At 40.5% G+C, this 23890-nt stretch carries 20 protein-coding genes; 16 read left to right on the top strand and 4 right to left on the bottom strand.

All coding sequences use genetic code 11. From position 1 onward, the window contains the following. Positions 1 to 50: 50 nt before the first annotated feature. The gene (gene rne / locus BCU84_RS13950; RefSeq protein WP_102528688.1) at positions 51 to 3248 is read right to left on the bottom strand and encodes a ribonuclease E; all 3198 of its coding nucleotides are present in this window, start codon (positions 3246 to 3248) and stop codon (positions 51 to 53) included. Between the two features lie 607 nt (positions 3249 to 3855). On the opposite strand from rne, the gene rluC reads away from it, so the two are divergent. Both rluC and BCU84_RS13960 read left to right on the top strand, forming a co-directional pair. Further along, the gene (rluC, locus tag BCU84_RS13955) at positions 3856 to 4812 is read left to right on the top strand and encodes a 23S rRNA pseudouridine(955/2504/2580) synthase RluC (RefSeq protein WP_102528689.1); all 957 of its coding nucleotides are present in this window, start codon (positions 3856 to 3858) and stop codon (positions 4810 to 4812) included. Continuing rightward, a complete protein-coding gene (locus BCU84_RS13960) occupies positions 4809 to 5465 on the top strand; it encodes an HAD-IA family hydrolase (RefSeq protein ID WP_102528690.1) in 657 nt (218 codons plus the stop codon). The genes rluC and BCU84_RS13960 overlap by 4 nt, the downstream gene beginning before the upstream one ends. 142 nt (positions 5466 to 5607) lie before the next feature. On the opposite strand, the gene BCU84_RS13965 is transcribed toward BCU84_RS13960, so the two are convergent. Both BCU84_RS13965 and BCU84_RS13970 read right to left on the bottom strand, forming a co-directional pair. Continuing rightward, positions 5608 to 6831, bottom strand: coding sequence for a hypothetical protein (locus tag BCU84_RS13965; protein WP_102528691.1), 1224 nt, complete (start codon positions 6829 to 6831; stop codon positions 5608 to 5610). Positions 6832 to 7947: 1116 nt separating this feature from the next. Next, positions 7948 to 8634: a nucleoside triphosphate pyrophosphatase gene (locus BCU84_RS13970; RefSeq protein ID WP_102528692.1), complete on the bottom strand. Its 687-nt coding sequence runs from the start codon at positions 8632 to 8634 to the stop codon at positions 7948 to 7950. Between the two features lie 240 nt (positions 8635 to 8874). On the opposite strand from BCU84_RS13970, the gene yceD reads away from it, so the two are divergent. From yceD to BCU84_RS14020, 10 genes are all read left to right on the top strand, one after another. After that, complete coding sequence (gene yceD, locus BCU84_RS13975) at positions 8875 to 9399, top strand: 23S rRNA accumulation protein YceD (protein WP_102528693.1); 525 nt, start codon at positions 8875 to 8877, stop codon at positions 9397 to 9399. 17 nt (positions 9400 to 9416) lie between these two features. Further along, on the top strand, positions 9417 to 9587 hold the full coding sequence (gene rpmF, locus BCU84_RS13980; RefSeq protein ID WP_011496728.1) for a 50S ribosomal protein L32: 171 nt from the start codon (positions 9417 to 9419) through the stop codon (positions 9585 to 9587). A 15-nt stretch (positions 9588 to 9602) separates the two neighbouring features. Then, on the top strand, positions 9603 to 10631 hold the full coding sequence (gene plsX / locus BCU84_RS13985; protein ID WP_102528694.1) for a phosphate acyltransferase PlsX: 1029 nt from the start codon (positions 9603 to 9605) through the stop codon (positions 10629 to 10631). 9 nt (positions 10632 to 10640) lie between these two features. Then, positions 10641 to 11600, top strand: a complete 960-nt coding sequence (locus BCU84_RS13990) for a beta-ketoacyl-ACP synthase III (RefSeq protein WP_102528695.1) — start codon at positions 10641 to 10643, stop codon at positions 11598 to 11600. A gap of 178 nt (positions 11601 to 11778) precedes the next feature. Beyond that, on the top strand, positions 11779 to 12705 hold the full coding sequence (gene fabD, locus BCU84_RS13995; RefSeq protein WP_102528696.1) for an ACP S-malonyltransferase: 927 nt from the start codon (positions 11779 to 11781) through the stop codon (positions 12703 to 12705). 9 nt (positions 12706 to 12714) lie between these two features. Then, complete coding sequence (fabG, locus tag BCU84_RS14000) at positions 12715 to 13461, top strand: 3-oxoacyl-ACP reductase FabG (RefSeq protein WP_102528697.1); 747 nt, start codon at positions 12715 to 12717, stop codon at positions 13459 to 13461. Between the two features lie 160 nt (positions 13462 to 13621). Then, positions 13622 to 13855, top strand: coding sequence for an acyl carrier protein (gene acpP / locus BCU84_RS14005; RefSeq protein ID WP_011496723.1), 234 nt, complete (start codon positions 13622 to 13624; stop codon positions 13853 to 13855). A 210-nt stretch (positions 13856 to 14065) separates the two neighbouring features. Continuing rightward, entirely contained in the window at positions 14066 to 15310 is a 1245-nt protein-coding gene (gene fabF, locus BCU84_RS14010; RefSeq protein ID WP_102528698.1) for a beta-ketoacyl-ACP synthase II, read from the top strand. A gap of 272 nt (positions 15311 to 15582) precedes the next feature. After that, a complete protein-coding gene (locus BCU84_RS14015) occupies positions 15583 to 16068 on the top strand; it encodes an acyl-CoA thioesterase (RefSeq protein WP_102528699.1) in 486 nt (161 codons plus the stop codon). A gap of 33 nt (positions 16069 to 16101) precedes the next feature. Beyond that, on the top strand, positions 16102 to 16974 hold the full coding sequence (locus tag BCU84_RS14020; protein WP_102528700.1) for an NAD(P)-dependent oxidoreductase: 873 nt from the start codon (positions 16102 to 16104) through the stop codon (positions 16972 to 16974). 178 nt (positions 16975 to 17152) lie between these two features. On the opposite strand, the gene BCU84_RS14025 is transcribed toward BCU84_RS14020, so the two are convergent. Further along, on the bottom strand, positions 17153 to 18661 hold the full coding sequence (locus BCU84_RS14025; RefSeq protein WP_102528701.1) for a methyl-accepting chemotaxis protein: 1509 nt from the start codon (positions 18659 to 18661) through the stop codon (positions 17153 to 17155). 395 nt (positions 18662 to 19056) lie between these two features. Here BCU84_RS14025 and pheS point away from each other — a divergent pair, with 395 nt between their 5' ends. The 4 genes from pheS (at position 19057) to lpxM (ending at position 23863) form a co-directional block, all read left to right on the top strand. Next, positions 19057 to 20040 (top strand): phenylalanine--tRNA ligase subunit alpha, encoded by a 984-nt coding sequence (gene pheS / locus BCU84_RS14030; RefSeq protein WP_102528702.1) that lies wholly within the window; start codon positions 19057 to 19059, stop codon positions 20038 to 20040. A gap of 15 nt (positions 20041 to 20055) precedes the next feature. Further along, complete coding sequence (pheT, locus tag BCU84_RS14035) at positions 20056 to 22443, top strand: phenylalanine--tRNA ligase subunit beta (protein ID WP_102528703.1); 2388 nt, start codon at positions 20056 to 20058, stop codon at positions 22441 to 22443. Between the two features lie 4 nt (positions 22444 to 22447). After that, on the top strand, positions 22448 to 22747 hold the full coding sequence (gene ihfA / locus BCU84_RS14040) for an integration host factor subunit alpha (RefSeq protein WP_102528704.1): 300 nt from the start codon (positions 22448 to 22450) through the stop codon (positions 22745 to 22747). Between the two features lie 180 nt (positions 22748 to 22927). Then, entirely contained in the window at positions 22928 to 23863 is a 936-nt protein-coding gene (lpxM, locus tag BCU84_RS14045; RefSeq protein WP_102528705.1) for a lauroyl-Kdo(2)-lipid IV(A) myristoyltransferase, read from the top strand. Positions 23864 to 23890: the final 27 nt, after the last annotated feature.

Here is a 23890-nt window from a genome sequence, read left to right on the forward strand (position 1 = left end):
CGCTAATTAGCGTGGTTTTTAAATGAGTCTTTTAGACTGAACTTAAATCATTAAGCTTTTGTCGTATCAGACGAAGCACTATTTGCCATTCTAGACTTAGATGCTTCAGCATCAGGTTGTGATTTTTCATATTCACGACCTTTAGGGACAGCTTGCTGAGTTCGAGCTTCAGAAACAGGTTTAGTTGTATCTGACATCACCATAGAACCAAAGCGACTAGCGGCAGCAGGTTTTTTAGCTGGCGCTTCAACTTTCGCGGCAGATGCTGTTGGTGTAGCAACAACTTTACGCTGAATAGCAGCAGGTTTTGCCATAGGTGCCGAAGCGATTGAATTATCTTTAGCTGGTGCTTTTAGCGGTTCAACTTTAGCTTCTTCAGTTACAGGCTCTTGAGCAATAGGCGCTTCAGTTTTAACTTCTTCAACTACAGGCTCTTGAGCTATAGGCGCTTCAGCTTTAACTTCTTCAGCTACAGGCTTTTGAGCAATAGGCGCTTCAGTTTTAACTTCTTCAGCTACAGGCTCTTGAGCAACAGGCGCTTCAGTTTTAACTTCTTCAACTGCAGGCTCTTGAGCAACAGGTGCTTCAACTTTAACTTCTTCAACAACGGGTGTTGTTTCAACAGCAGGAGCCTCAGTTTTAACTTCAACTGCTGCTTCAGCTTGTTCTGCATCGAGTTGTTTTTCAAGTTCATCAACTGGAGTAAATACAGCTGTTGCTGGCGCTGTTTCATCTTCATCACGACGACGACGTTGACCCGCTGCACGCAAATGACGAGGGCTACGACGGCTACGACGCTGACCTTGTTTCTCATCACTGTCTTCAGCATTATCTTCAGATGTAACAACAGGCGCTTCTGCTGATGCTTCAGCTGGGGCAGCTACAGGCGCTGAACTTGTTGCTTCAACCGTGGTTTCGACAACTGCAGAGTCAACTTTCACTTCAGAATCAGTTTTTTCAGTTTTGATAACTTGAGCATCTTTTGCTGATTCAGATGTTACCGCTTCAACTGATTCAGACTTAACTTGCTCAGTTTTTGCTGTGTTATCTTTTCTTGGACGACGAGTACGAGCCGGTTTAGCTGCTTGTTCTGTCGCAACAGGCTTAGCTGTTTCAACTGAAGCAGTAGTTTCAGTTGTGGCAACGTCATTTAACTTAGCTTCATTTTGTTCGTTTTCAATTCGAACTTTACGGCGCATGTTACGACGTTGACGACGTTCTCTGGCAGCTTCCTGCTTAGGTGATTTCTCGCCTTCAGCACGTGGCTTATCTACAACAGGTTTATTTGTATTAACTTTAGGGTCATTCTTAGTCGGACGTTTATCAGCTTGCTCTTTGTTAGCAACATCTCTGTCAGACTTCTTGTTACGACCTTTGTTGTCTCTGCCTTTGTTATCAGCATCGTTACGGTTATCGCTGCGGTTGTCATTACGATTGCGACGATTGTCAGTGCGACGTGAATCATTGCGACGGTTACGACGGTTGTTTTGACCATCTTTACGATTTTTGTCTGATGGCTTAGATTCAGTTTTCGCAGGCTCATCTGATGAGAATAGTTTGCTAATCGCTGAAACCATTTTAGCGAAGAAACCAGGCTCTGATGCAGTAGCTTCAACTTTAGTAGGCTGTTCAACAGTCGGTTTTGGCGCTACATTTTTTGGCGTACCAAAACCTTTAATAGCTGGTTGTTGTGCTTCTGCACGTTCTAGTTTACGTGGTTCGTACAACTTAGCTTCAGGTTTTTCTACACGCTTATAGCTTGACTCAACGACTTCATCATCGCTTCTTAAACGTGATACGCGGTAGTCAGGTGTTGTCATGTGCGAATCTGGGATTACGTACACTTCAACATTGTGACGTTCTTCAGTGATGCGAATTGCTTTACGCTTTTCGTTCAATAAGAATGCAGCAACATCAACAGGTACAACAGCTTCGATTTGCGAGGTGTTTTCTTTAATCGCTTCTTCTTCCATTAAGCGAAGGATAGAAAGAGCTAAAGATTCAGTACTACGAATCGTACCTTGGCCATGACAGCGAGGACATAAATGACCTGCAGATTCACCAAGAGAAGGGCGTAGACGTTGGCGTGACATTTCCATCAAACCAAAACGAGAAATACGACCTAATTGCACACGAGCACGGTCTAAATGAACCGCATCACGCATTCTGTTTTCAACTTCACGTTGGTGTCTAACTGGTGTCATATCGATGAAATCGATAACCACTAAACCACCTAGGTCACGTAAACGTAATTGACGTGCAATTTCGTCTGCGGCTTCAAGGTTAGTGTTTAATGCTGTTTCTTCAATATCTCCGCCTTTTGTAGCACGTGCAGAGTTAATATCGATAGACGTTAATGCTTCAGTCGGGTCAATAACAATTGAACCGCCAGAAGGCAAACGTACTTCACGTTGGAAAGCAGACTCAATTTGAGACTCAATTTGGAAGTGAGTGAATAGCGGTACTTCAGATTCGTAACGCTTAACACGTTCAACGAAATCAGGGCGAACAAGGCCAATATGCTGTTTCGCTTCTTCAAAAATGCGTGGGTGATCAATTAAGATTTCACCAACATCACGGCGTAAGTAATCACGGATTGCGCGAACAATTACGTTACTTTCTTGGTGAATAAGGAATGGTGCAGGCTTGCTTTGAGCAGCTTCCTGAATGGCATCCCAATGATGTTGAAGAACTTTAAGATCCCATTTTAGTTCAGCAGCGTCTTTACCAACACCAGCTGTACGTACAATAAGACCCATACCGTTAGGTACAGATAACTCAGACATTGCTGCTTTAAGCTCAGTACGCTCATCACCTTCGATGCGACGAGAAATACCGCCAGCACGTGGGTTATTAGGCATTAACACTAAGTAAGAACCAGCAAGAGAGATAAACGTTGTTAAGGCGGCGCCTTTATTACCACGTTCTTCTTTGTCGATTTGTACGATAACTTCTTGGCCTTCAGATACCACTTCTTTGATATTTGGGCGACCTTGGAAAGAGTATCCTTTAGGGAAGTATTCGCGTGCGATTTCTTTAAGCGGAAGGAAACCGTGACGATCAGCGCCGTAATCAACAAACGCAGCTTCTAAAGAAGGTTCTACGCGAGTGATGGTGCCTTTATAGATATTTGATTTTTTTTGTTCATGGCCTGGGCTTTCGATATCCAGATCATACAATTGTTGCCCATCTACTAGGGCAACGCGCAACTCTTCCGATTGAGTTGCATTTATTAACATACGTTTCATGATGACTTAATTCTTCTAATAAGGTCATCAAACAAAGACTTATCGTTGCATTACGGGCCTAAAATTATTATTCACAAAGCCTCACGGCTGGTTTTTAGGCAAGTTAGGTGCGCATTGCTGTAAGACGCATTCGCTGCGTGTCGCATCCTATTTATGGCTTATTTTTTAATGATTACAAAAACAAGGAATTCGTTGTTAATACGCAACCAACCCCATAAATTTTAAAATTTCTTATCCGGTAATGCCCAAGTCGAATCGGTCTGTTTGATAACAAGCTAAAATTTGTTCGAATTTGGGGGTGCAATGTTTCAGGAAAACTTTTTAAATAATGATGAAACAGACGGTTTAACTGTAAAAGCAATTCTTATTGCTTTGTGATGTTTACAGTCTGCAAATCAATGATTTGCGACCTGCCGTGCTCATGAATTCTACTGAAAAAACACCATAATAAATTGAGGTTGTGAACAATTTATTCACTGTTTATCCTCAATCACTGCGCAAATATAGCAATAAACAATTTAGACAGCAATCAAAACAACGAATTCTTATTATCCCATCAAGGTAAAACTTAGGGTACAATGTGCGCCGTAATTACTATAGGCGCATCATGAATACAGAAATTCCCACAAAAGTTCAGTTGGTCATCATTGATGAAGATCATTTTGAGCAACGCATTGATAATTTTCTTCTCACCAAATTAAAAGGTGTTCCTAAAAGCATGATTTATAGAATCGTGCGAAAAGGAGAGGTGCGTGTAAATAAGAAAAGGATAAAACCTGAGTATAAATTACAAATTGATGATGTGGTGCGTATTCCGCCAGTGAGAATGGCTGAAAAAGATCATCGTACAGCCCCTTCAGCTAAATTATCGAAAGTGACTCAGTTAGAGGCACGTATTATTCATGAAGATAATCATCTTATCGTATTGAATAAACCTGCGGGAATTGCTGTTCACGGTGGCAGTGGTGTTGATTTTGGTGTGATTGAAGGCCTTCGTTCATTACGACCACAACAAAAGTTTTTAGAGTTGGTTCATCGATTAGATAAAGACACATCAGGTGTGTTACTTATTGCTAAGAAACGCAGCGCATTAAAACATTTACACGATCAACTGCGTAAGAAAACGATGCAGAAAGATTATATGGCTTTGGTTCGCGGTGATTGGCAAGCTAAAGATAAAGTCATTAAAGCGTCGTTACTTAAAATCACTCTTAAATCTGGTGAGCGAATAGTCAGAGTAAACCCTGAAGGTAAAGCATCTGAAACCCGTTATAAGATTATGCAGCGTTACCAAGGCTGCACATTAGTTAAAGCGAGTCCAGTAACAGGTCGAACTCACCAAATTCGAGTACATTGTCAATATGCAGGTCATGCAATTGCCTGTGATGATAAGTACAGTGAGAAGAAGTTTGATGATGCTATGCGTGACAAAGGTTTAAATCGTTTATTTTTGCATGCGGCTGAACTTAAGTTTATACATCCTGAAAATGATGAAGTGACGACAGTAAAAGCGCCATTAGATGATGTTTTATTAGCAACCTTAGAGAAGTTAAAGCGCGCATGAACCCAAATCAGACAAAACAGTATCAGTTAGTCATCTTTGATTGGGATGGCACATTAATGGATTCAATCGGTAAAATAGTTGATTGCATGCAATGTGTGGCGAAAGAATTAAGTTTAGTTGTTCCTTCAGAGCAACAAGTCCGCGATATTATCGGTTTGTCTATTTTACCTGCGATGGAAAAGTTGTTTCCTCACAATGCTGATATGTACGACGAACTTTTGGAAGCTTACAAAAACTACTACTTAAACATTAATGTGACGCCTTCGCCTTTGTTTGACGGTATTGAGAATGTGTTATCTCAAATTCAAGCAGCAGGGCACACGTTAGCCATTGCTACCGGTAAACGCAGAGCAGGTCTTGATAGAATGTTGTCTGAAACGGGTTTAGGTAAATATTTTGTGGCTACTCGTTCTGCTGATGAAGCTGAGTCTAAACCTCACCCTTCGATGATCACATCTTTACTTGATGAGTTAGATATCAATGCTGAACAGGCAGTGATGATTGGTGATTCAAAGCTTGATATTGCAATGGCAAATAATGCGGGTGTGAGTAGCATTGCGGTCACTTATGGTGCACATAGCTTAGAAGATTTATTAAGTCAGAGTCCAACAGCAACAGTCAATAAGCCGACTGATATATTATTGCATCTTTAGCTCGTAGAGTTATCTTGTACGATTTGGCTACTTGTTTCAGTTTATAAAAAATAGTCTCGAATCATAACTAGTTATTGCCTTAAGAATTAATCATAAAAAAGCCGATGAATCATTCACCGGCTTTTTTGTATCTAAGTGTTAATTAACCTAGTGGGTAGATAACTTGCACTTTCAGTTTTAGATCACAAGAACCTACAGTGTTCCAGTCTACAGCTAGTGGATCAAATGATTGGCCATCAGCTCCATAAACAGGTGTGAACCAGTCAAAGCTTTTCAGTACTGACTTATGTAAATCAGCGGTTACTTGTATACGTGCACCAGCATTACGTGGTCCCATATCTGGTGAGCCTTTCTTAACATTAGAACGAGTATCATACTCATAGTAATGCACTTCACCACTGCCGTTGGTGATTAAGTTTTTACAAGTATTATTCTTGGTAATAAATAAGTCGATGTAGTATTCACCGTCATCTTCTAAGCTCATACCAGGACCAAATGTAGCTGAACTCGCTATTGGCGTGCCATTTTCCATACGATGAGTAGTGAAAGTAGAAGCACCTTTGAAGTTAGAATAACTATTCAGCGTATAAGATTTGCCATCGTCTGGGAATTCATGGGTGATAAATTCACGATTTTCTTGGCCACAAGCCGTTTTAAGTGTTTTAACACCTTCGCCTTCAGCAGCTTCTTTCCATTCATAGAAAGTATTTTGTTTACCCATACGAGTTTCTAAGAATGCAGCATTAACAAATGAAGCACCGTCTGCATTGTAATAGAAAGTACCTACATTTGATGCTCCAGTATAACTATCCCAATTTCCATCAGCTGGATGAGTAGGAACCCCTGGCGCACCTGGGTCTGTTGGTTCAACTGGATCAACAGGATCTGTTGGCTCAACAGGTTCTGCTGCAAAGCTATGACAAGTATCACAAGTCATACCGTTATCGTGGCCATCGTTGTGGCATGAAGTACATGTGGACCCTTCATTATGCTCAAAAGGAATTTCAGGCATACCAAATACGCCCACTAAACTCGCTTCTGGTGATTTACCATTATTGACATACGGCGTATCAGGATTCGGGTTTTCATATTCGAAATTGACACCAATGTTGGCACACTGTTGTTGGAATGTGCTAACAAAGCTAGTGGCTTTCTCATCTAACTCTTTGTTGGTATCAGATAGATTTTTGTTATCTTCTGTTAAACCTTTATTAGCCTCATCTAATTGCTGGTTTTGTTGAGTTAATTCAGCAATTTGTACTTCTAGTTCAGGATTAGGATCGATTGTAACAGTATCATCATCGTTACAAGCAGTTAAAGCCAAAACTGAAATACAGACAAGGCTTAATTTAAAAGTTTTTTTCATCATTGTTCCCCTACTAGTTTGTGACTAGCATTTAATATTATTTTTATTTCAACCTACAATTTAAAGCGATGGATAGAATGAGCAGTCTTTACCTTAATAGCTTAATGACGTCCATTTAAATGAATGTCTTGTAAAACACTAGGTGAGACGAACAATCTTTTATTCATACGTTAATAAAACGTTTAACTACGTTCAGCTTTAAAATGTTTGAACATCCAAATTTAATTTAGATGTAAATAAAGCAGTGCTCACAAAATCATTTGTGCAATATCGATGCTTTAGTTAACACCTCTGATATTGCAGCTTTAACTTTGATTCATTACTAATTCTATTATCTAGTATTAGTAATGCGGTGATTGCTTCGGTGAGGAATGTAAATGTTTGCAAAGAAATAGTATGTGATGAATGTCAATTTTATTCTTACATGGTAAATGATATTAGTTGCAATGTGATCTAAATGTATATTTAAGTTGTTTTGAGAACTGAACATTAGTTTAGAACAACCTTAAGTTGTTTGGGCTTATTGCTGTGTTTTTGTTTAAGCTGCTGTTATTAATGGCTTGTTGGCTGGCTTTGCATTGGCTGTTTAATTTTTTATTGCAAAGTGGTGCTAAATCGCTAATTAAAGGGGGAAACATTACCATATCGTTTCATTAACTTTTTAGTCTTTTTTTTAATCTGTAACAATGTAAATATATCGTCAAGTTAGAAGGCTTATTTATACGAAATGAAAGAGGTTATATTAATGATGAATATTAAATTGAAAGGTTGAGTGTACTTGGTATTTCATTTTGGAGTAATTCCATCAGTCTGGAATACTTGCCGGGTAACTAATTTTAATTGTTTGCAAGTGGGTTTGTGTATTTATATTGCTGATTGTCACTTTCATTAGCATTAATTGATTTTTGTTTTATTCTATTCTTTGTAATCCTTGCTTCTATTTTTGTAATGATTCTTTTATCTTTGTTGATTAAATGAGTTGGAAGTGAGTTATTCAATGAAGTAGACGCAAAATTATATTGCGCTCGATAATAGTCATTCAGAAATTACCGATTTTAAATTGAACCTTTGATTATCCTTAACAAAGATTCATATATTTTTTAAAAAACGTGACTTTTACAATACTTGAATATCATGTTTTTTAAGTAACTGAATAAGCTTAATCAGTGGTAAACCAATCAAGGTGTTAGGGTCATCGCCTTTAAGCTTTTCAAATAGAGCGATTCCTAGTCCTTCAGCTTTAAAGCTGCCAGCACAGTATAAAGGTTGTTCTAGTTCAACATAACGGGTAATTTCTGCGAGGGTTAACTCTCTGAAGTGCACGGTGAATGGTTCGATTAAACTGAATGCTTGCAGTGTTTGGCTATGGATAACACTGAGTCCAGTATAAAAAGTGATAGCTTTGCCGGAGGCTTGTTGAAGTTGTTTGATGGCTTTGTCACTGGAGTGGGGTTTACCAACAATTTTGCCATCTATTACTGCCACTTGATCCGAGCCAATTATCACCGCAGGTTGTATTTCGTTTGATCCACTCTTTATATAGCTAATTTTATCGAGTTTAGTCTCTGGATTATTGTTCACATCTTTTTTATGCGTATCGAGATTATTATTAATTGTATTGTAGAGTTTGGCACCTGCTACAGCCTTTGCTTTTGCTAGGCGTAATACTAATGCTTGTGCTGTTTCACCTTTAATGGGGCTTTCGTCGACATTGGGAGATAAACAGTCGAAAGGAAGTTGTAATTTTTCGAGAATTTCTTTGCGATATACTGATGTAGAAGCCAAGATTATTTTGGTATTCATGTTACGTCTTTCATGTATTTAGATAATTACGACTATAATAAGTCAAAATTGCGTTCAAATGCAGTAAATTTAGCCGGATCGCGCTTGTGATCGCAGGCTGTGACAGGTAATATTTCGCTTCGATCAATTTTAATGTTGGCGTTTTAGTAAATTGTTCAATTTGTTTAGTTAAGCAATTAACCGCAATTTGGATAAATTTCCTTTGACTCTAGCGTTTTCAAACTATAATATGCGCGCCTTATGCAAACAGTAAAGATACCAGTATCAATTGATCCTATTCGAACTGCAGCCAGCGGTCTTCGTTATGAAGGTGTTGTGCCCGGCAAACAGAATAAGCGATTAAACGAGTTATGTGCTGGCGATTGTTCCGATGTGACAGTGTCGCTAGAATGTGGCGTCGATATTCAGGGGATAGTCTACCTTAGCGGGAAGGCTGTGACGGAGCTCACTCTGCTATGTCAACGTTGTATGACACCATATACCACAGAGGTTACGGTCGACTTCTCCTTTGGTCTTTGTAAGACACAAGAAGAAATCGATGAGCTCCCGGATGCGTATGAGCCGATTGAGTGCAATGAAATTGGTGAAGTTCGTCTGCATCAGTTGATCGAAGATGAATTGATAATCGCTATGCCAATTATTCCTATGCATCAGAATGTTGATTGCAACTTAGGAACAAAAGACATAGTTGTAGGCGAAATCGAGCCCTCTCAAGAGGAGCGTCCAAATCCGTTTGCAGTGTTAGAAAAACTGAAGAGCAAGTAATCTAGGAGACAAGTCAAATGGCTGTACAACAGAATAAAAAATCACGTTCAAAGCGCGGCATGCGCCGTTCACACGATGCATTGAGCACAGCTCAATTATCTGTAGACGCTACTAGCGGTGAATTACATCTACGTCACAACGTGACTGCTGATGGTTTTTACCGCGGTAAAAAGGTTATCAACAAGTAATTTGTTGCTAATCTTATGACGGATCTGACGCTCGCGTTAGATGTGATGGGGGGCGATAATGGCCCCTTCGTCACAGTGCCTGCAGCCTTGCAGGCACTGAAATTCAATTCTCAACTATCCATTATTCTTGTCGGTAATCAAACCGAAATAGATCCTTTCCTAGTTGATATTGATAGTGCTATTCGTGCACGTATTCAAATTATTCATACCACTGAAGTTATCACCATGTGTGATAGACCTATTCAAGCTATTCGTTCGCGCAAACAAAGTTCAATGCGTTTGGCGTTAGAATTAGTTAAAGATGGTAAAGCCCAAGCGTGCGTTAGTGCCGGTAATACTGGTGCATTAATGGCATTGGCCAAAATTTTACTTAAAACGCTTCCTGGGGTTGATAGGCCCGCTTTAGTGAGTTGCTTACCTGCAGTAACAGGTAAACCTGTTTATTTATTAGATCTTGGCGCAAATGTATCCTGTGACTCTGAAACGTTATTTCAGTTTGCAGTCATGGGATCAGTGTTATGTGAAGCAGTCCATAAACGCGCAAGACCAAAAGTTGCATTACTGAACGTCGGCATCGAAGACGTGAAGGGCAACGATCAAGTCCAGCAAGCTGCTCAGTATTTATTGGATACTGAACAAGTCAATTACACCGGTTTTATTGAAGGTGATGAAATATTCACCGGAACGGTTGATGTCATTGTTTGTGATGGCTTTGTTGGCAATATCACGTTAAAAACATCAGAAGGCATTGCTAAGCTGTTAGTCCACCAATTAAAACGTGGCTTAACGCAAGGTTTATTCGTTCGGATGTTGTCTAAACTCCTCGCTCCACGTATACAATCAGTGCTCAGTAAGATGAACCCCGACCACTACAATGGCGCAAGTCTGATAGGATTGCGCGGAATAGTAGTAAAGAGTCATGGAAACGCTGATGAAGCGGCTTACTTACAAGCAATCAATTTAGCTGCTACAGAAGCAAAACGTCGTCTTCCGGAAATGATTAAAGATCGTTTGGAGACGATTCTTTTAGACATCAATAGCTGATCTCATTATATGCAAACAAAAATTCTCGGAACTGGTAGTTATCTGCCGGTGCAAGTTCGTAGTAATCACGATTTAGAAAAAATGGTCGACACTTCAGATCAATGGATTGTGGAGCGTACAGGTATTTCTGAACGACGTATTGCAGCAAAAGACGAAACTGTTACTACATTAGGTTATCAAGCCGCTTTAAAAGCGCTAGAAATGGCAGGGATTGAAGCCAGTGAACTAGACATGATTGTCTGTGGTACCACAAGTGCTAGCAATGCTTTTCCTGCTGCAGCCTGTGAAATTCAAAAGTTACTCGGCATTCATACTATTCCGGCGTTTGATATTGCTGCAGCGTGCTCAGGTTTTGTTTATGCATTATCTATTGCAGACCAGTTTGTAAAAACAGGTGCCGCTAAAAAAGTATTGGTTATCGGTGCAGATGTGTTATCACGTTTGTGCGATCCTGAAGATCGTACTACTGTCATATTATTTGGCGATGGTGCTGGTGCAGCCGTGATTGGTGCAAGTGAGCAACCAGGTATTATTTCGACTCATATTTATGCTGATGGCCGTCAAGGTGATTTATTAAAATGTTCTTTCCCGCCAAGAGCTGCAGAATCATCAGAAGCCGTTAGTTTTATGACTATGAAAGGTAATGATGTTTTCAAGTTTGCAGTCACTCAGCTTTCGCATGTTGTGACTGAAACATTACGTATTAATAATATTGATAAATCAGAAATTGATTGGTTAGTGCCTCATCAAGCAAACTTTAGAATTATTAAAGCTACAGCTAAGAAACTGGATATGAGCTTAGATAAAGTTGTATTGACGTTAGCTAAGCATGGTAATACTTCAGCTGCATCGGTTCCGATTGCTCTGGATGAAGCCGTCAGAGATGGCCGCATTCAACGTGGTCAATTAATCTTGCTAGAAGCGTTTGGCGGCGGTTTTGCATGGGGCAGTGCGTTAGTTAGGTTTTGATTTAACCTGCTGGTTAGATTCTAGATTTATCGTTAAAACGTCAGTAAGATAATTAATATTTTGAATAGAGACTCATTCATTAACTGTTCTAATATTACTTGTCAGTAAAGTGAGTGCTTTATACTGACGACAGACGAATAATTTCATTTTTCATGAACGAATAAAGGTAATAAAAATAATGGAAAATATGGCTTTTGTTTTTCCTGGTCAAGGTTCGCAAGCCGTTGGCATGTTAACTGATCTTGCTGCGGATTTTCCGGTTGTCACTGAGACATTTTCACAAGCAAGCGAAGTATTGGGTTATGACCTTTGGGCGCTAACTCAAGATGGACCCGCTGAAAAGTTAAATGAAACAGATAAAACTCAACCTGCATTATTAACCGCAAGTGTAGCTATTTTCCGCGCTTATCAAGCAAGCGGTGCGACTCAACCTGCTTTATTAGCAGGCCATAGCTTAGGTGAGTACTCCGCGCTGGTATGTGCTGGTGTGATTGATTTTGCTGATGCAATTAAATTAGTCGAGCTTCGTGGTCAACTCATGCAACAGGCTGTTCCAGCAGGCACAGGTGCGATGTTTGCTATTATCGGTTTAGATAATGATGCAATCGCAACAGCTTGTGAAGAATCAGCCAATGGCGCAGTGGTTAGCCCGGTTAACTTTAATAGTCCTGGCCAAGTCGTTATCGCTGGTGAAAAAGAAGCGGCAGAAAGAGCTGCGGCTGCGTGTAAAGCGGCAGGGGCTAAAATGGCAGTAGCATTACCAGTGAGTGTGCCGTCTCATTGTGAACTGATGAAGCCTGCAGCTGATAAGTTAGCGATAGCATTAACCGAACTGACTTTTAATGAGCCTAAAATTAGCGTGATAAATAATGTTGATGTTGCTACGCCAACTGCGGCAAGTGACATTAAAGATGCTTTAGTTCGCCAGTTATATTGCCCTGTACGTTGGAGCGAATCGGTCGAGCTAATGGCAAGTAAAGGCATCACAGATTTAGTAGAAATGGGCCCAGGTAAAGTCTTAACGGGTTTAACAAAAAGAATTAATAAATCATTAAAGGGGCATGCGGTTAACAATGCAGCGTCTTTATCTGCTTTAATCCAATAAGGAATTTTCATGAGCATTAGCTTTAATTTAACCGGTAAAGTTGCATTAGTCACCGGCGCAAGTCGTGGTATTGGACGTGCAATCACTGAAACCTTGGTCGAAGCCGGCGCAGTTGTTATTGGTACTGCAACCAGTGAAAAAGGTGCTGCGGCGATTCAAGAGTACCTTGGCGACAAAGGTCACGGTCTAGTATTAAACGTTACTGATAAAGAATCAGTTGCACAATTATTCGCCCAGATCAAAGAAAAAGCCGGTGATGTTGATATTCTTGTAAACAGCGCGGGTATCACTCGTGATAATTTATTAATGCGAATGAAAGATGATGAGTGGCAAGATATCCTTGATACTAACTTAACGTCGCTATTTAGATTATCAAAACCTGTAATGCGCTCAATGATGAAAAAACGTAATGGACGCATCATTAACATCGGTTCAGTTGTTGGTACCATGGGCAATGCAGGCCAAGTAAACTACTCTGCAGCTAAAGCTGGTTTGATCGGATTTACAAAATCTCTTGCAAGAGAGGTTGCATCTCGTCAAATAACAGTGAATGCTATTGCACCAGGTTTCATACAAACTGACATGACAGATGAGCTAACTGAAGAACAACAGCAAGCTATCATGTCACAAGTTCCAATGGAGCGTTTAGGGCAGGCACAAGAGATTGCTAACGCTGTATTGTTCTTAGCATCTGACTCTGCTGCTTACATAACGGGTGAGACCCTGCATGTAAATGGTGGAATGTACATGGTTTAATCGCCTTCAAAGGCAACGACTTTTATTGAATCTGGTTTGATATCAAAGTATGATAATTTTCGTGGTTAGACCACGAAAACTAAGCTTGCATTGTCAGCTGGATCGAATAAACTACTCGCAATCTTACGCAAGTGTGTAATTTGAATAGGAAAGAAAACTAATGAGCAACATCGAAGAACGTGTAAAGAAAATCATCATTGAGCAACTTGGCGTTAAAGAAGAAGACGTTAAATCAGCTGCATCATTCGTAGACGATTTAGGTGCAGATTCTCTGGACACTGTTGAATTGGTTATGGCTCTAGAAGAAGAGTTTGATACCGAGATCCCTGATGAAGAAGCTGAAAAGATCACTACTGTTCAAGCAGCGATCGATTACGTTTCAAAAAATCAGTAATCCCAGATTCACAAAAACAGGTGGCATTTATGCCGCCTGTTTTTGTTTCTGAAGTCGATACTTTTCGACTAGACTTAATTTCCAAGCGTTAATCCTCAGCTCCATCCTTATCTACTCAATGCTAAATGTACCGGTACAAAGTCATTGATGATGGATTAACCAATATTGTTTATTATTGGCTTATGCCTATTTATTTCAAAGGTGAATACTGTGTCTAAACGTCGTGTTGTCATTACAGGCCTAGGACTAGTTACTCCAGTGGGTAACGATGTCGATTCTTCTTGGCAGTCTTTATTAGCGGGTAAAAGTGGTATTGCACCCATTACCAAATTTGATGCAACTGAATTCAGTACGCGTTTCAGTGGCTCTGTAAAAGATTTTGACGTCGAGCAGTACTTATCGCGTAAAGATGCGCGCAAAATGGACTTATTTATCCAATACGGCATGGCTGCTGGTATTCAAGCCATGAACGATGCCGGTTTGGATATGGAAAAAGAAAACCCTTCACGAGTGGGAACTGCAATTGGTGCTGGAATGGGGGGGATGCCATTAATTGAGCAAAACCACGCCGCATTATTAAAAGGTGGCCCGCGTAAGGTTTCTCCATTTTTTGTCCCAAGTACTATTATCAATATGATAGCAGGGCACTTATCAATCAAATATGGCATGACAGGCCCGAATTTTGCTGTAACAACCGCTTGTACTACTGGTGTGCATAACATTGGTTTTGCAGCGCGCACCATTGCATATGGCGATGCCGATGTGATGGTTGCAGGCGGTGCAGAGGATGTGACCTCACCACTTGCAGTCGCAGGTTTTGGCTCGGCTAAAGCGTTATCGACTCGTAATGACGATCCGCTTGCTGCAAGCCGTCCATGGGATAAAGACCGTGATGGCTTTGTTATTGGTGATGGTGCTGGAGTGATGGTCATGGAAGAGTATGAACATGCAAAAGCACGTGGTGCCAAAATTTATGCTGAACTTGTAGGGTTTGGCATGAGTGGCGATGCTTTCCATATGACTTCACCTCCAGCAGATGGTGCAGGTGCTGCTGCTGCAATGGTTAATGCTATCAATGATGCGCAAATTGAAAATGAAAAAGTGGGCTACATTAATGCTCATGGCACATCAACACCAGCTGGTGACAAAGCAGAAGCTGCAGCGGTTAAATCAGTATTTGGCCCTCATGCTTATGATTTATTAGTCAGTTCGACTAAGTCTATGACGGGGCATTTATTAGGTGCTGCGGGCTCAGTTGAAGCTATTGTTACTATTTTGGCATTACGTGATCAAATCGTACCGCCAACCATTAATTTAGATAACCCAGATGAAGGCTGTGATTTAGACTTTGTTGCCCATAAAGCAAAAGAGCATACATTTGACTACGCATTATGTAATTCATTTGGTTTTGGTGGCACTAACGGCTCGCTTTTATTCAAAAAAGCGGATTCGTAGAGTAAAGCACATCTTAAAATATGCCATAAATCAGTTTTGAATTATAATTAACATTCAAAATGAATACATAATAAAAGCAGTAACTTCGGTTACTGCTTTTTTGTATTTGCTGTTTAATAGATTCGTTCCTTTATTATCGAAACGTGGATATTTTCGAGGATAAATAACAATTCAATAATATAATGACTAAATTATTGCAAAGCTGATTTTTTTAACGTTTTAGGTTTAAAAATATCGTAAACTGAGTCTAGATGATTCATTTAGGAGGCTGTATGGCCGGTATTGATAGAGAAATAACCTTACGATTTTTGGCCGAACCTGCAGATGTTAACTTTGGCGGCAAAGTGCACGGCGGCGCGGTAATGAAATGGATTGATTTGGCGGCTTATGCTGGCGCGGCAGGTTGGAGCGGGAAATACTGTATTACGGTTTATGCTGGCGGTATTCGTTTTGTGAAACCTATTCATGTTGGCAATATTGTCGAAGTGAGCGCTAAAGTAATTTATACCGGTACATCATCAATGCACTTAGGTATTGATGTAAAAGCGGGCGATCCTAAAGAACCTGAACGCCATTTAACCACCCATTGTATTGTGATCATGGTTGCGGTTGATGATGATGGTAAACCAACTTCTGTACCTGAGTGGATCCCACAAAATGAAGACGATGTTCGTTTAAGAGACTCTGCATTAAGATTAATGGATATGCGTAAGCGTATTGGCGCAGAAATGGAAGCGCACGTTAAACCTGCACTGTAATTATAAAACCATTAAAATAATAAGAAGGATAATATGGCAAAGGTAGCATTTATCGGACTTGGTGTTATGGGATACCCAATGGCGGGTCATCTTGTCAAACAAGGCCATCAAGTCACTGTGTACAATCGTACAACGGCGAAAGCGGAAAGGTGGACTCAAGATTATCAAGGTGAGTTCGCGTTAACGCCAGCTTTAGCTGCAAAAGATAAAGATATTGTATTTACCTGCGTTGGTAATGATGATGATTTAAGACAAGTTATCTTAGGCGACAACGGTGTTATTCACGGTATTAATCAAGGTGCTGTACTCGTAGATCACACAACAGCATCAGCGGATGTGGCACGTGAAGTTGCTGCTTTATTAGCTGGCCAAAATGTCGAGTTTTTAGATGCACCTGTTTCTGGTGGCCAAGCTGGGGCTGAAAATGGTGTACTGACCGTGATGATGGGCGGGAAAGAGTCGGTCTTCAATCAAGTCAAACCCGTGATTGAATCTTATAGCCGCTGCGCTGAATTATTAGGTGATGTTGGCGCTGGTCAATTAACTAAAATGGTTAATCAAATCTGTATTGCAGGTGTGGTGCAGGGGCTCGCTGAAGGGCTCCATTTTGCTAAAAGTGCTGGTTTAGATGGTTTAAAGGTGGTTGAAGTTATCAGTAAGGGAGCAGCACAAAGTTGGCAAATGGAAAACCGTTACCAAACCATGTGGCAGGGCGAGTATGACTTTGGGTTTGCGATTGATTGGATGCGTAAAGATTTAGGTATCGCCCTTGAAGAAGGTAGACGTAATGGCAGCCAACTTCCCGTCACTGCATTGGTTGATCAGTTTTATTCAGAAGTGCAGTCAATGAAAGGTAATCGCTGGGACACTTCAAGTTTATTGGCTCGATTAGAGAAAAACCGTTAATGCTTCACTAGTGTTAATTAAGCTGTATTAGCACTGCTAGATTAATGCGTTTAACTTACTTATAGCCAGATCATATTGCCAGATAAAACAGCCAGATAAAACAGCCAGATAAAATTGGTAAATAAAAGCTCGTCACCATCTAGGGACGAGCTTTTTGCATTTATATGCCGATTTGACTTTAAATCTTCAAACCAATCATTAGTTTATCGAGTTCTTCTGCCGTCGTGTTTAGCTCATTACAACCAGATACTGATAGATTTGCCGCTTCTTCAACATTATGGGATTGATTTCTAATTTCCATTAAATTAGAGGCTATTTCATTTGCGACAGCTGATTGCTCCTCTGCTGATGTAGCGATTAATACGCTCATCTCAAACACTTTACCACTATGATGGGCAATGCTTTCTAAATCGTCACCAGTTTGAAGGACATGCTTTTTACCTTCTTCTGCTTGTTCAACGGTGCGAGACATAACTTGTGTTAGGTTCTGAGTACCAGATTGTAAAGCTTCAATCATGGTTTTAATTTCTACCGTGGCAGATTGTGTTCTACCTGCAAGAGTACGAACCTCATCGGCAACGACAGCAAACCCACGACCTTGCTCACCCGCACGTGCAGCTTCAATAGCAGCATTTAAGGCAAGTAAGTTGGTTTGTTCAGAAATGGCATTAATTGTGGTTACAACTGCATCAATTTTACTGGCATTGTCATTTAATTCATTCACAGCGTCTGAAGCGCCAGCAATTTCAGTTGAAAGTAAATCAATGGCTTGCACTGTGGTTTCAATGTCGTTAGACCCTGCTGTAACCTGATTATTCGCCTCTTGAGTCTCTGCTGAAGATTGTTCTGCATTACGGGCCACTTCTTTAACGGCTGCAGTCATTTCCTCCATGGCTGTAGCCAGTGAGTCCAAATGTTGACGTTGATTAACAGCGACAGTTTGACCCTCTTCAGCCGTGTTTCTAAATGAATGTACTACATGCCTAATTTGCTCAGTAGCATGAGTCATTTGAACGACAAGTTTGTGTTGCCTGTCAACCAATTCATCAACACTAATAGCCAGCAAACTAAATTCATCGGGGACTTCGAAAAAGTTTAATCGACTAGTTAAATCGCCTTCAGTTGCTCTACGTAGCGCCATCACAGTGGTATATAACGCGCCGCCGATAAACGTTGAGATGTAATAAGAAAAGAACAAAATAATTGCAATAATCAACACCATTAATAAATAGGCCAAATTATTATCGCCGCTGGTTTTATCATCGATAGTTTTGTGCGCTATTTGAGTGGTGATAACAATATCGTGAGAATTAACATTACTAAAGACATTAAAGCCTTGGCCTGTTTCGAGGGAACCGCCACCTTGACGTGCGATTTGTTGTTCTTGGCGAGAAAGCGTATCAATATTAACCGCTCGGCTTGAGCCATTTACGTCAGATAGGAAAGCTTGTTGTTTATCTTGTTCAAGTAAATCTAAGGCAGCTTCAATTGCATGATTATAAGTATTGTTAAGGGATATAGCTTCTTCAATTTCAGCTTCAGCTAAGGTCGTTTTAAAACTGCTTGTCAATGTAAAAGTCAGCAATAAAATCAATGCAATCGGAACAATCGCCAATATTGTGAATTTGGATTTAATGGATAATTTAATTAAAAATTGATCAATCCATCTAAACTTTACTTCTTTCATTTTGGCCTCTTGTTTTATACGCGCTATGTCGTTATATCGGATAATACTGATTAAACTTTAGATGGAGTTTTGTTAAAGGCAATAATGGCTGACGGATTAATTGCTACTGGCTTGTATATATTGAATTATTCATAAAATTATACTTTTAGGGGTATAAGATTTTTTAGCGTTTGATAAATTTCAATTTACATGAGGCTAACTCATGATAACGCAGGAGTTTACTGGTTTAAATTGCAATAAATGCTAGTAAAATAAGCCTAGGTCACGTAAAATCCCATCTTTTGTTTTAACCCCATGCTTTAGGTTTAATTTTACATTTATGCCTAGACTAAATATGTCGTCTATCCTTAGACGCCCAAACGCATTTGATATGCAAGAATGCAGTGGAAGAAATAATGCAGCAGTTAACTGAGATCGTAGAACAAGCCTTAGAAGTAATAGGTAAGGCCAGTGATCTAAAGGCATTGGATGATATCCGTGTCGATTACCTTGGTAAAAAAGGTAAGATCACTGACATGATGAAATTGATGGGTAGCTTAAGTCCAGCAGAGAAACCTGCTTTTGGACAAGCAGTCAATAAAGCAAAACAAGCGGTACAGAAAGAACTTTCTGAGCGTATTGAAGGCTTAAAGTCTGCAGAATTAGAAGCGCAACTTATCGCTGAACAAATCGATGTTACCTTACCAGGTCGTACAATTGAATTGGGTGGCTTGCACCCAGTGACCCGTACTATCGAACGTATTGAAACTTTCTTTGGCGAGTTAGGATTTTCGGTTAAGAACGGTCCTGAAATTGAAGATGATTTCCATAACTTTGATGCATTGAACATTTCAGAGCACCATCCGGCTCGTGCAGATCATGATACTTTCTATTTTAACCCTAAAGTAATGCTTCGTACGCAAACTTCAGGTGTTCAAATTCGTACTATGGAACACGAAAAACCGCCTTTACGTATTATTTCTCCAGGCCGTGTTTACCGTAATGACTACGATCAAACTCATACGCCAATGTTCCACCAGGTGGAAGGGCTGTTAGTTGATGAGAAAGTTAACTTTGCTGAGCTGAAAGGCATTTTGCATGATTTCTTGCGTAACTTCTTTGAAGAAGATTTAGAAGTTCGTTTCCGTCCATCTTACTTCCCATTCACTGAACCTTCTGCAGAAGTGGATGTGATGGGCAAAAATGGCAAGTGGTTAGAAGTATTAGGTTGCGGCATGGTGCACCCTAATGTCCTTCGCAGTGTCGGTATTGACCCTGAAAAATACTCTGGTTTTGCTTTTGGTATGGGGGTTGAGCGTTTAACAATGCTGCGTTACGGCGTAAATGACCTACGTGCCTTCTTCGAAAACGATTTACGTTTTCTTAAGCAATTCAAATAACGGAGCAATATAAAGATGAAATTCAGTGAATCTTGGCTTCGTGAGTGGGTTAACCCATCAGTAAGTCGTGACGCGTTATCACACCAAATTACAATGGCAGGTCTTGAAGTAGACGGCGTTGACCCTGTAGCCGCCGAATTTAGCGGTGTTGTTGTCGGTGAAGTGGTTGAGTGTGGTCAGCATCCTGATGCTGACAAATTGCGTGTAACCAAAATTAATGTCGGTGAAGAAGAGTTAATCGATATCGTTTGTGGTGCACCAAATTGTCGTTTAGGTCTTAAAGTTGCTGTTGCTATGGTAGGTGCTGTTTTACCTGGTGACTTTAAAATTAAGAAAGCTAAATTACGTGGTCAACCATCATTTGGTATGTTGTGTTCGTACGGTGAATTAGGTATCGACATCGAAAGCGATGGTATTATCGAATTACCGACGGATGCTCCAATTGGTAAGGATGTTCGTGAATACCTTGACCTTAACGATGCGGTGATTGACGTTGATTTAACGGCAAACCGTGCAGATTGTTTAGGCATGGCTGGTCTTGCGCGTGAAGTTGGCGTATTAAACCGTGAAGCAGTAACAGAGCCAACTTGGGAAGCAGTAGCTTCGACTATCGACGATAAAGTTGCGATTAATGTTATCGATGCACAAGCATGTCCTCGTTACTTAGGCCGTGTAGTTAAAAACGTTAACCTTGCCGCTGCAACTCCATTGTGGATGCAAGAGAAACTGCGTCGTAGTGGTATTCGCTCAATTGATCCAATTGTAGATATTACTAATTACGTATTAATTGAATACGGTCAGCCAATGCATGCATTTGACTTAGCTACCTTAGCGGGTGCTATTCAAGTTCGCTTAAGCGACGGCGTAGAGAAATTAACGCTTCTAGACGGTAATGAAGTTACTGTGCCTAGTGATACATTAGTGATTGCAGACGACAGCGGTTCAATCGCGTTAGCCGGTGTGTTTGGTGGTGAAAAAACCGGTGTTACCACTAAAACTCAAGATATTCTTTTAGAGTGTGCATTCTTTGCGCCTCTTGCGATTATGGGTAAGTCACGCCGCTTAGGTCTTCATACAGACGCTTCACACCGTTTTGAGCGTGGAGTAGACCCTGAACTACAACATAAGGTTATGGATCGTGCGACTCGTCTAGTATTAGACATTTGTGGCGGCGAAGCTGGCCCTGTTGAAGAAGCTGTGACTGAAGCTCACTTGCCTAAGCCTGCTGAATTGACACTACGTCGCAGCAAGCTAGACAAAATTCTCGGCCATCATATTCCTGATACTGACGTGACTGAAATTCTTGAGCGTTTAGGTTTCAATGTCACCGCTAATGCTGAAACGTGGGATGTTGTCACTGCAACTTATCGTTTTGATATGGCGATTGAAGAAGATTTGATTGAAGAAGTGGCTCGCATCTACGGATATAACAATATCCCTAATATCGCGCCTGTAGCTTCATTAACCATGTCTGATCACAAAGAAGCTGATATTTCACTACGTAAAGTACGTAATGTTTTAGTCGCACGTGGCTTCCAAGAAGCGGTGACTTACAGCTTTGTTGATCCTAAACAACAAAATCTTGTTCACCCTGATGCGCCAGCGATGATTTTACCGAATCCTATTTCGGTTGAAATGTCAGCGATGCGCCTCTCTATGTTCACTGGATTATTGACGTCAGTAGGTTATAACCAAAGCCGTCAACAAGGTCGAGTGCGTTTATTTGAGACTGGTTTACGCTTTGTACCTGATGCAAAAGCAGATTCTGGTGTTAGACAAGAAGCAATGATTGGTGCGGTGATTTCAGGTGTCCAAAATGATGAACATTGGTCAATGGATTCAAAAACTGTCGACTTCTTTGATTTAAAAGGTGATTTAGAATCAATTATCGGCTTGACAGTTTCAACTTCTGAATTTACTTTTAGAAGTGCAACACATTCTGCTCTTCATCCGGGGCAATGTGCTGAAATACTAAGAAATAATCAGGTCATTGGTATCATTGGTGCTGTCCATCCTAGTTTGGAAAAGCCTTTTGGACTGAATGGCAAAACAATTATTTTTGAGTTAGAACTGGACGCTTTACTGCATGCCAGTTTGCCGCTAGCCCAGACTGTATCTAAGTTTCCTGCAAATCGACGTGATATTGCTGTTGTTGTTGAAGAAGAAGTTTCTGCAACTAATGTTATGAATTTGATAAGAAAAGTTGGCGAAAATCAGTTGGTTGGCTTAAACTTGTTCGACGTATACCGAGGTAAAGGTGTTGAAGCAGGCAAAAAGAGCCTATCAATAGCACTTACATTACAAGACATTACTCGTACGCTTGAAGAAAAAGATATAACCGAAACTGTTGATTCAGTTGTATCTGCACTTAAGACCGAGTTCAACGCATCGTTGAGGGACTAAAAGTATGGCACTTACCAAAGCCGAAATGGCAGAACATCTTTTTGAAACGCTGGGCATGAACAAACGTGTTGCCAAAGAGATGGTTGAGTCTTTCTTTGAAGAAATTAGAGAAGCACTCGAAAGTGGTGAGCAGGTCAAGTTATCTGGCTTTGGAAACTTTGATCTGCGCGACAAGAATCAAAGACCGGGAAGGAACCCAAAAACTGGTGAAGATATTCCAATTTCAGCTCGACGTGTTGTGACGTTCCGTCCAGGACAAAAGTTGAAAACTCGAGTTGAAGAATCGAACTCGGCTAAGAAATAGTTTCGCTTTATTCAAAAAGCCACTCAATTGAGTGGCTTTTTTGTTTTCTAAAATTAATTAATCACTACTCCTGATGTTGGAGAGGTAAAAATATCGTGCTGTGAGTAGTAGAAAATTGTTATTATATGTCTTTGGCTCCGCTATTCATTTCACTGCGCTGATGTAATTTTGAGGTTTCTTTTGGCTAGACAAGCAAAACATTTCGATCGTCGATTTACTCTTTCTTTGTTACACCCTCGATATTGGGGTACTTGGTTTGTCATTCTGATTTTATTCATTTTTGGCATTATGCCGGCTTGGCTACGCGACCCCATCTCGCGACTCCTCGCCAAGCTTGTAATGTCGATTGCTAAAAAACCAATTAATATTGCACGAATTAATATGCGTACTTGTTTTCCAGATAAGCCAGAAGCAGAAATTGATGCCTTGATTAAAGACAATGTCGATATGTTTGTTCTAACATTAATGTCGCAAGCTGAGTTGTTACTGCGCTCTAATGAACATATTAAAAGTCGTGTCACGATCGAAGGCTTTGAACATGTCGAAGCTGCAAGACAAGCAGGGCAGCCGATGATTTTTATCATGCCTCATGTTTGGCCAATCGATTATGCTGGGATCAGGCTTAACATCGAACTGCCGATGGTGACAATGGCAAAAGCTCACAGGAATGGCTTGTTTAACTGGTTTAGCAACCGTCTACGTAGTAGTCAAAACGGTCGTGTTTACATGCGAGAGGCGGGTATACGTGCTCTAATCAGCGAATTAAGACAAGATAATAGTTTCTTTTACCTGCCAGATGAGGATTTAGGCCCAGAACAAAGCGTTTTTGCGCCATTACTGGGGACTGTTAAAGCAACACTGCCAGTGGTTGGCCGTTTAGCTCAAGCAGGAAAAGCGCAAGTACTGCCAGTTAAAATTGGTTATGACAAACAAGCGCGACAGTTTAATTTAACCGTGATGCAGGCAGTAGACCCAGAAGACATGCAAGGTAAGGATAATGAAGCCATTGCCCTTAACAAAATGGTTGAACAAGTTATCAATGCATATCCTGAGCAATACATGTGGTTTTTAAAGTTTTTGAAAACAAGACCAGATGGCGAGAGTAAACTGTATTAAATCCTACAGTCAGTGATTTGTGCTGTT

It is taken from the genome of Shewanella sp. 10N.286.51.B7 (genome assembly GCF_002873615.1).
In the GTDB taxonomy this organism is placed as follows: domain Bacteria; phylum Pseudomonadota; class Gammaproteobacteria; order Enterobacterales; family Shewanellaceae; genus Shewanella; species Shewanella electrodiphila.

What these genes read in the sequence shown, in the direction of transcription:
- rne (WP_102528688.1), bottom strand. Translation starts at nt 3,248, where the DNA reads ATGAAACGTATGTTAATAAATGCAACTCAATCGGAAGAGTTGCGCGTT.
- rluC (WP_102528689.1), top strand. Translation starts at nt 3,856, where the DNA reads ATGAATACAGAAATTCCCACAAAAGTTCAGTTGGTCATCATTGATGAA.
- BCU84_RS13960 (WP_102528690.1), top strand. Translation starts at nt 4,809, where the DNA reads ATGAACCCAAATCAGACAAAACAGTATCAGTTAGTCATCTTTGATTGG.
- BCU84_RS13965 (WP_102528691.1), bottom strand. Translation starts at nt 6,831, where the DNA reads ATGAAAAAAACTTTTAAATTAAGCCTTGTCTGTATTTCAGTTTTGGCT.
- BCU84_RS13970 (WP_102528692.1), bottom strand. Translation starts at nt 8,634, where the DNA reads ATGAATACCAAAATAATCTTGGCTTCTACATCAGTATATCGCAAAGAA.
- yceD (WP_102528693.1), top strand. Translation starts at nt 8,875, where the DNA reads ATGCAAACAGTAAAGATACCAGTATCAATTGATCCTATTCGAACTGCA.
- rpmF (WP_011496728.1), top strand. Translation starts at nt 9,417, where the DNA reads ATGGCTGTACAACAGAATAAAAAATCACGTTCAAAGCGCGGCATGCGC.
- plsX (WP_102528694.1), top strand. Translation starts at nt 9,603, where the DNA reads ATGACGGATCTGACGCTCGCGTTAGATGTGATGGGGGGCGATAATGGC.
- BCU84_RS13990 (WP_102528695.1), top strand. Translation starts at nt 10,641, where the DNA reads ATGCAAACAAAAATTCTCGGAACTGGTAGTTATCTGCCGGTGCAAGTT.
- fabD (WP_102528696.1), top strand. Translation starts at nt 11,779, where the DNA reads ATGGAAAATATGGCTTTTGTTTTTCCTGGTCAAGGTTCGCAAGCCGTT.
- fabG (WP_102528697.1), top strand. Translation starts at nt 12,715, where the DNA reads ATGAGCATTAGCTTTAATTTAACCGGTAAAGTTGCATTAGTCACCGGC.
- acpP (WP_011496723.1), top strand. Translation starts at nt 13,622, where the DNA reads ATGAGCAACATCGAAGAACGTGTAAAGAAAATCATCATTGAGCAACTT.
- BCU84_RS14015 (WP_102528699.1), top strand. Translation starts at nt 15,583, where the DNA reads ATGGCCGGTATTGATAGAGAAATAACCTTACGATTTTTGGCCGAACCT.
- BCU84_RS14020 (WP_102528700.1), top strand. Translation starts at nt 16,102, where the DNA reads ATGGCAAAGGTAGCATTTATCGGACTTGGTGTTATGGGATACCCAATG.
- BCU84_RS14025 (WP_102528701.1), bottom strand. Translation starts at nt 18,661, where the DNA reads ATGAAAGAAGTAAAGTTTAGATGGATTGATCAATTTTTAATTAAATTA.
- pheS (WP_102528702.1), top strand. Translation starts at nt 19,057, where the DNA reads ATGCAGCAGTTAACTGAGATCGTAGAACAAGCCTTAGAAGTAATAGGT.
- pheT (WP_102528703.1), top strand. Translation starts at nt 20,056, where the DNA reads ATGAAATTCAGTGAATCTTGGCTTCGTGAGTGGGTTAACCCATCAGTA.
- ihfA (WP_102528704.1), top strand. Translation starts at nt 22,448, where the DNA reads ATGGCACTTACCAAAGCCGAAATGGCAGAACATCTTTTTGAAACGCTG.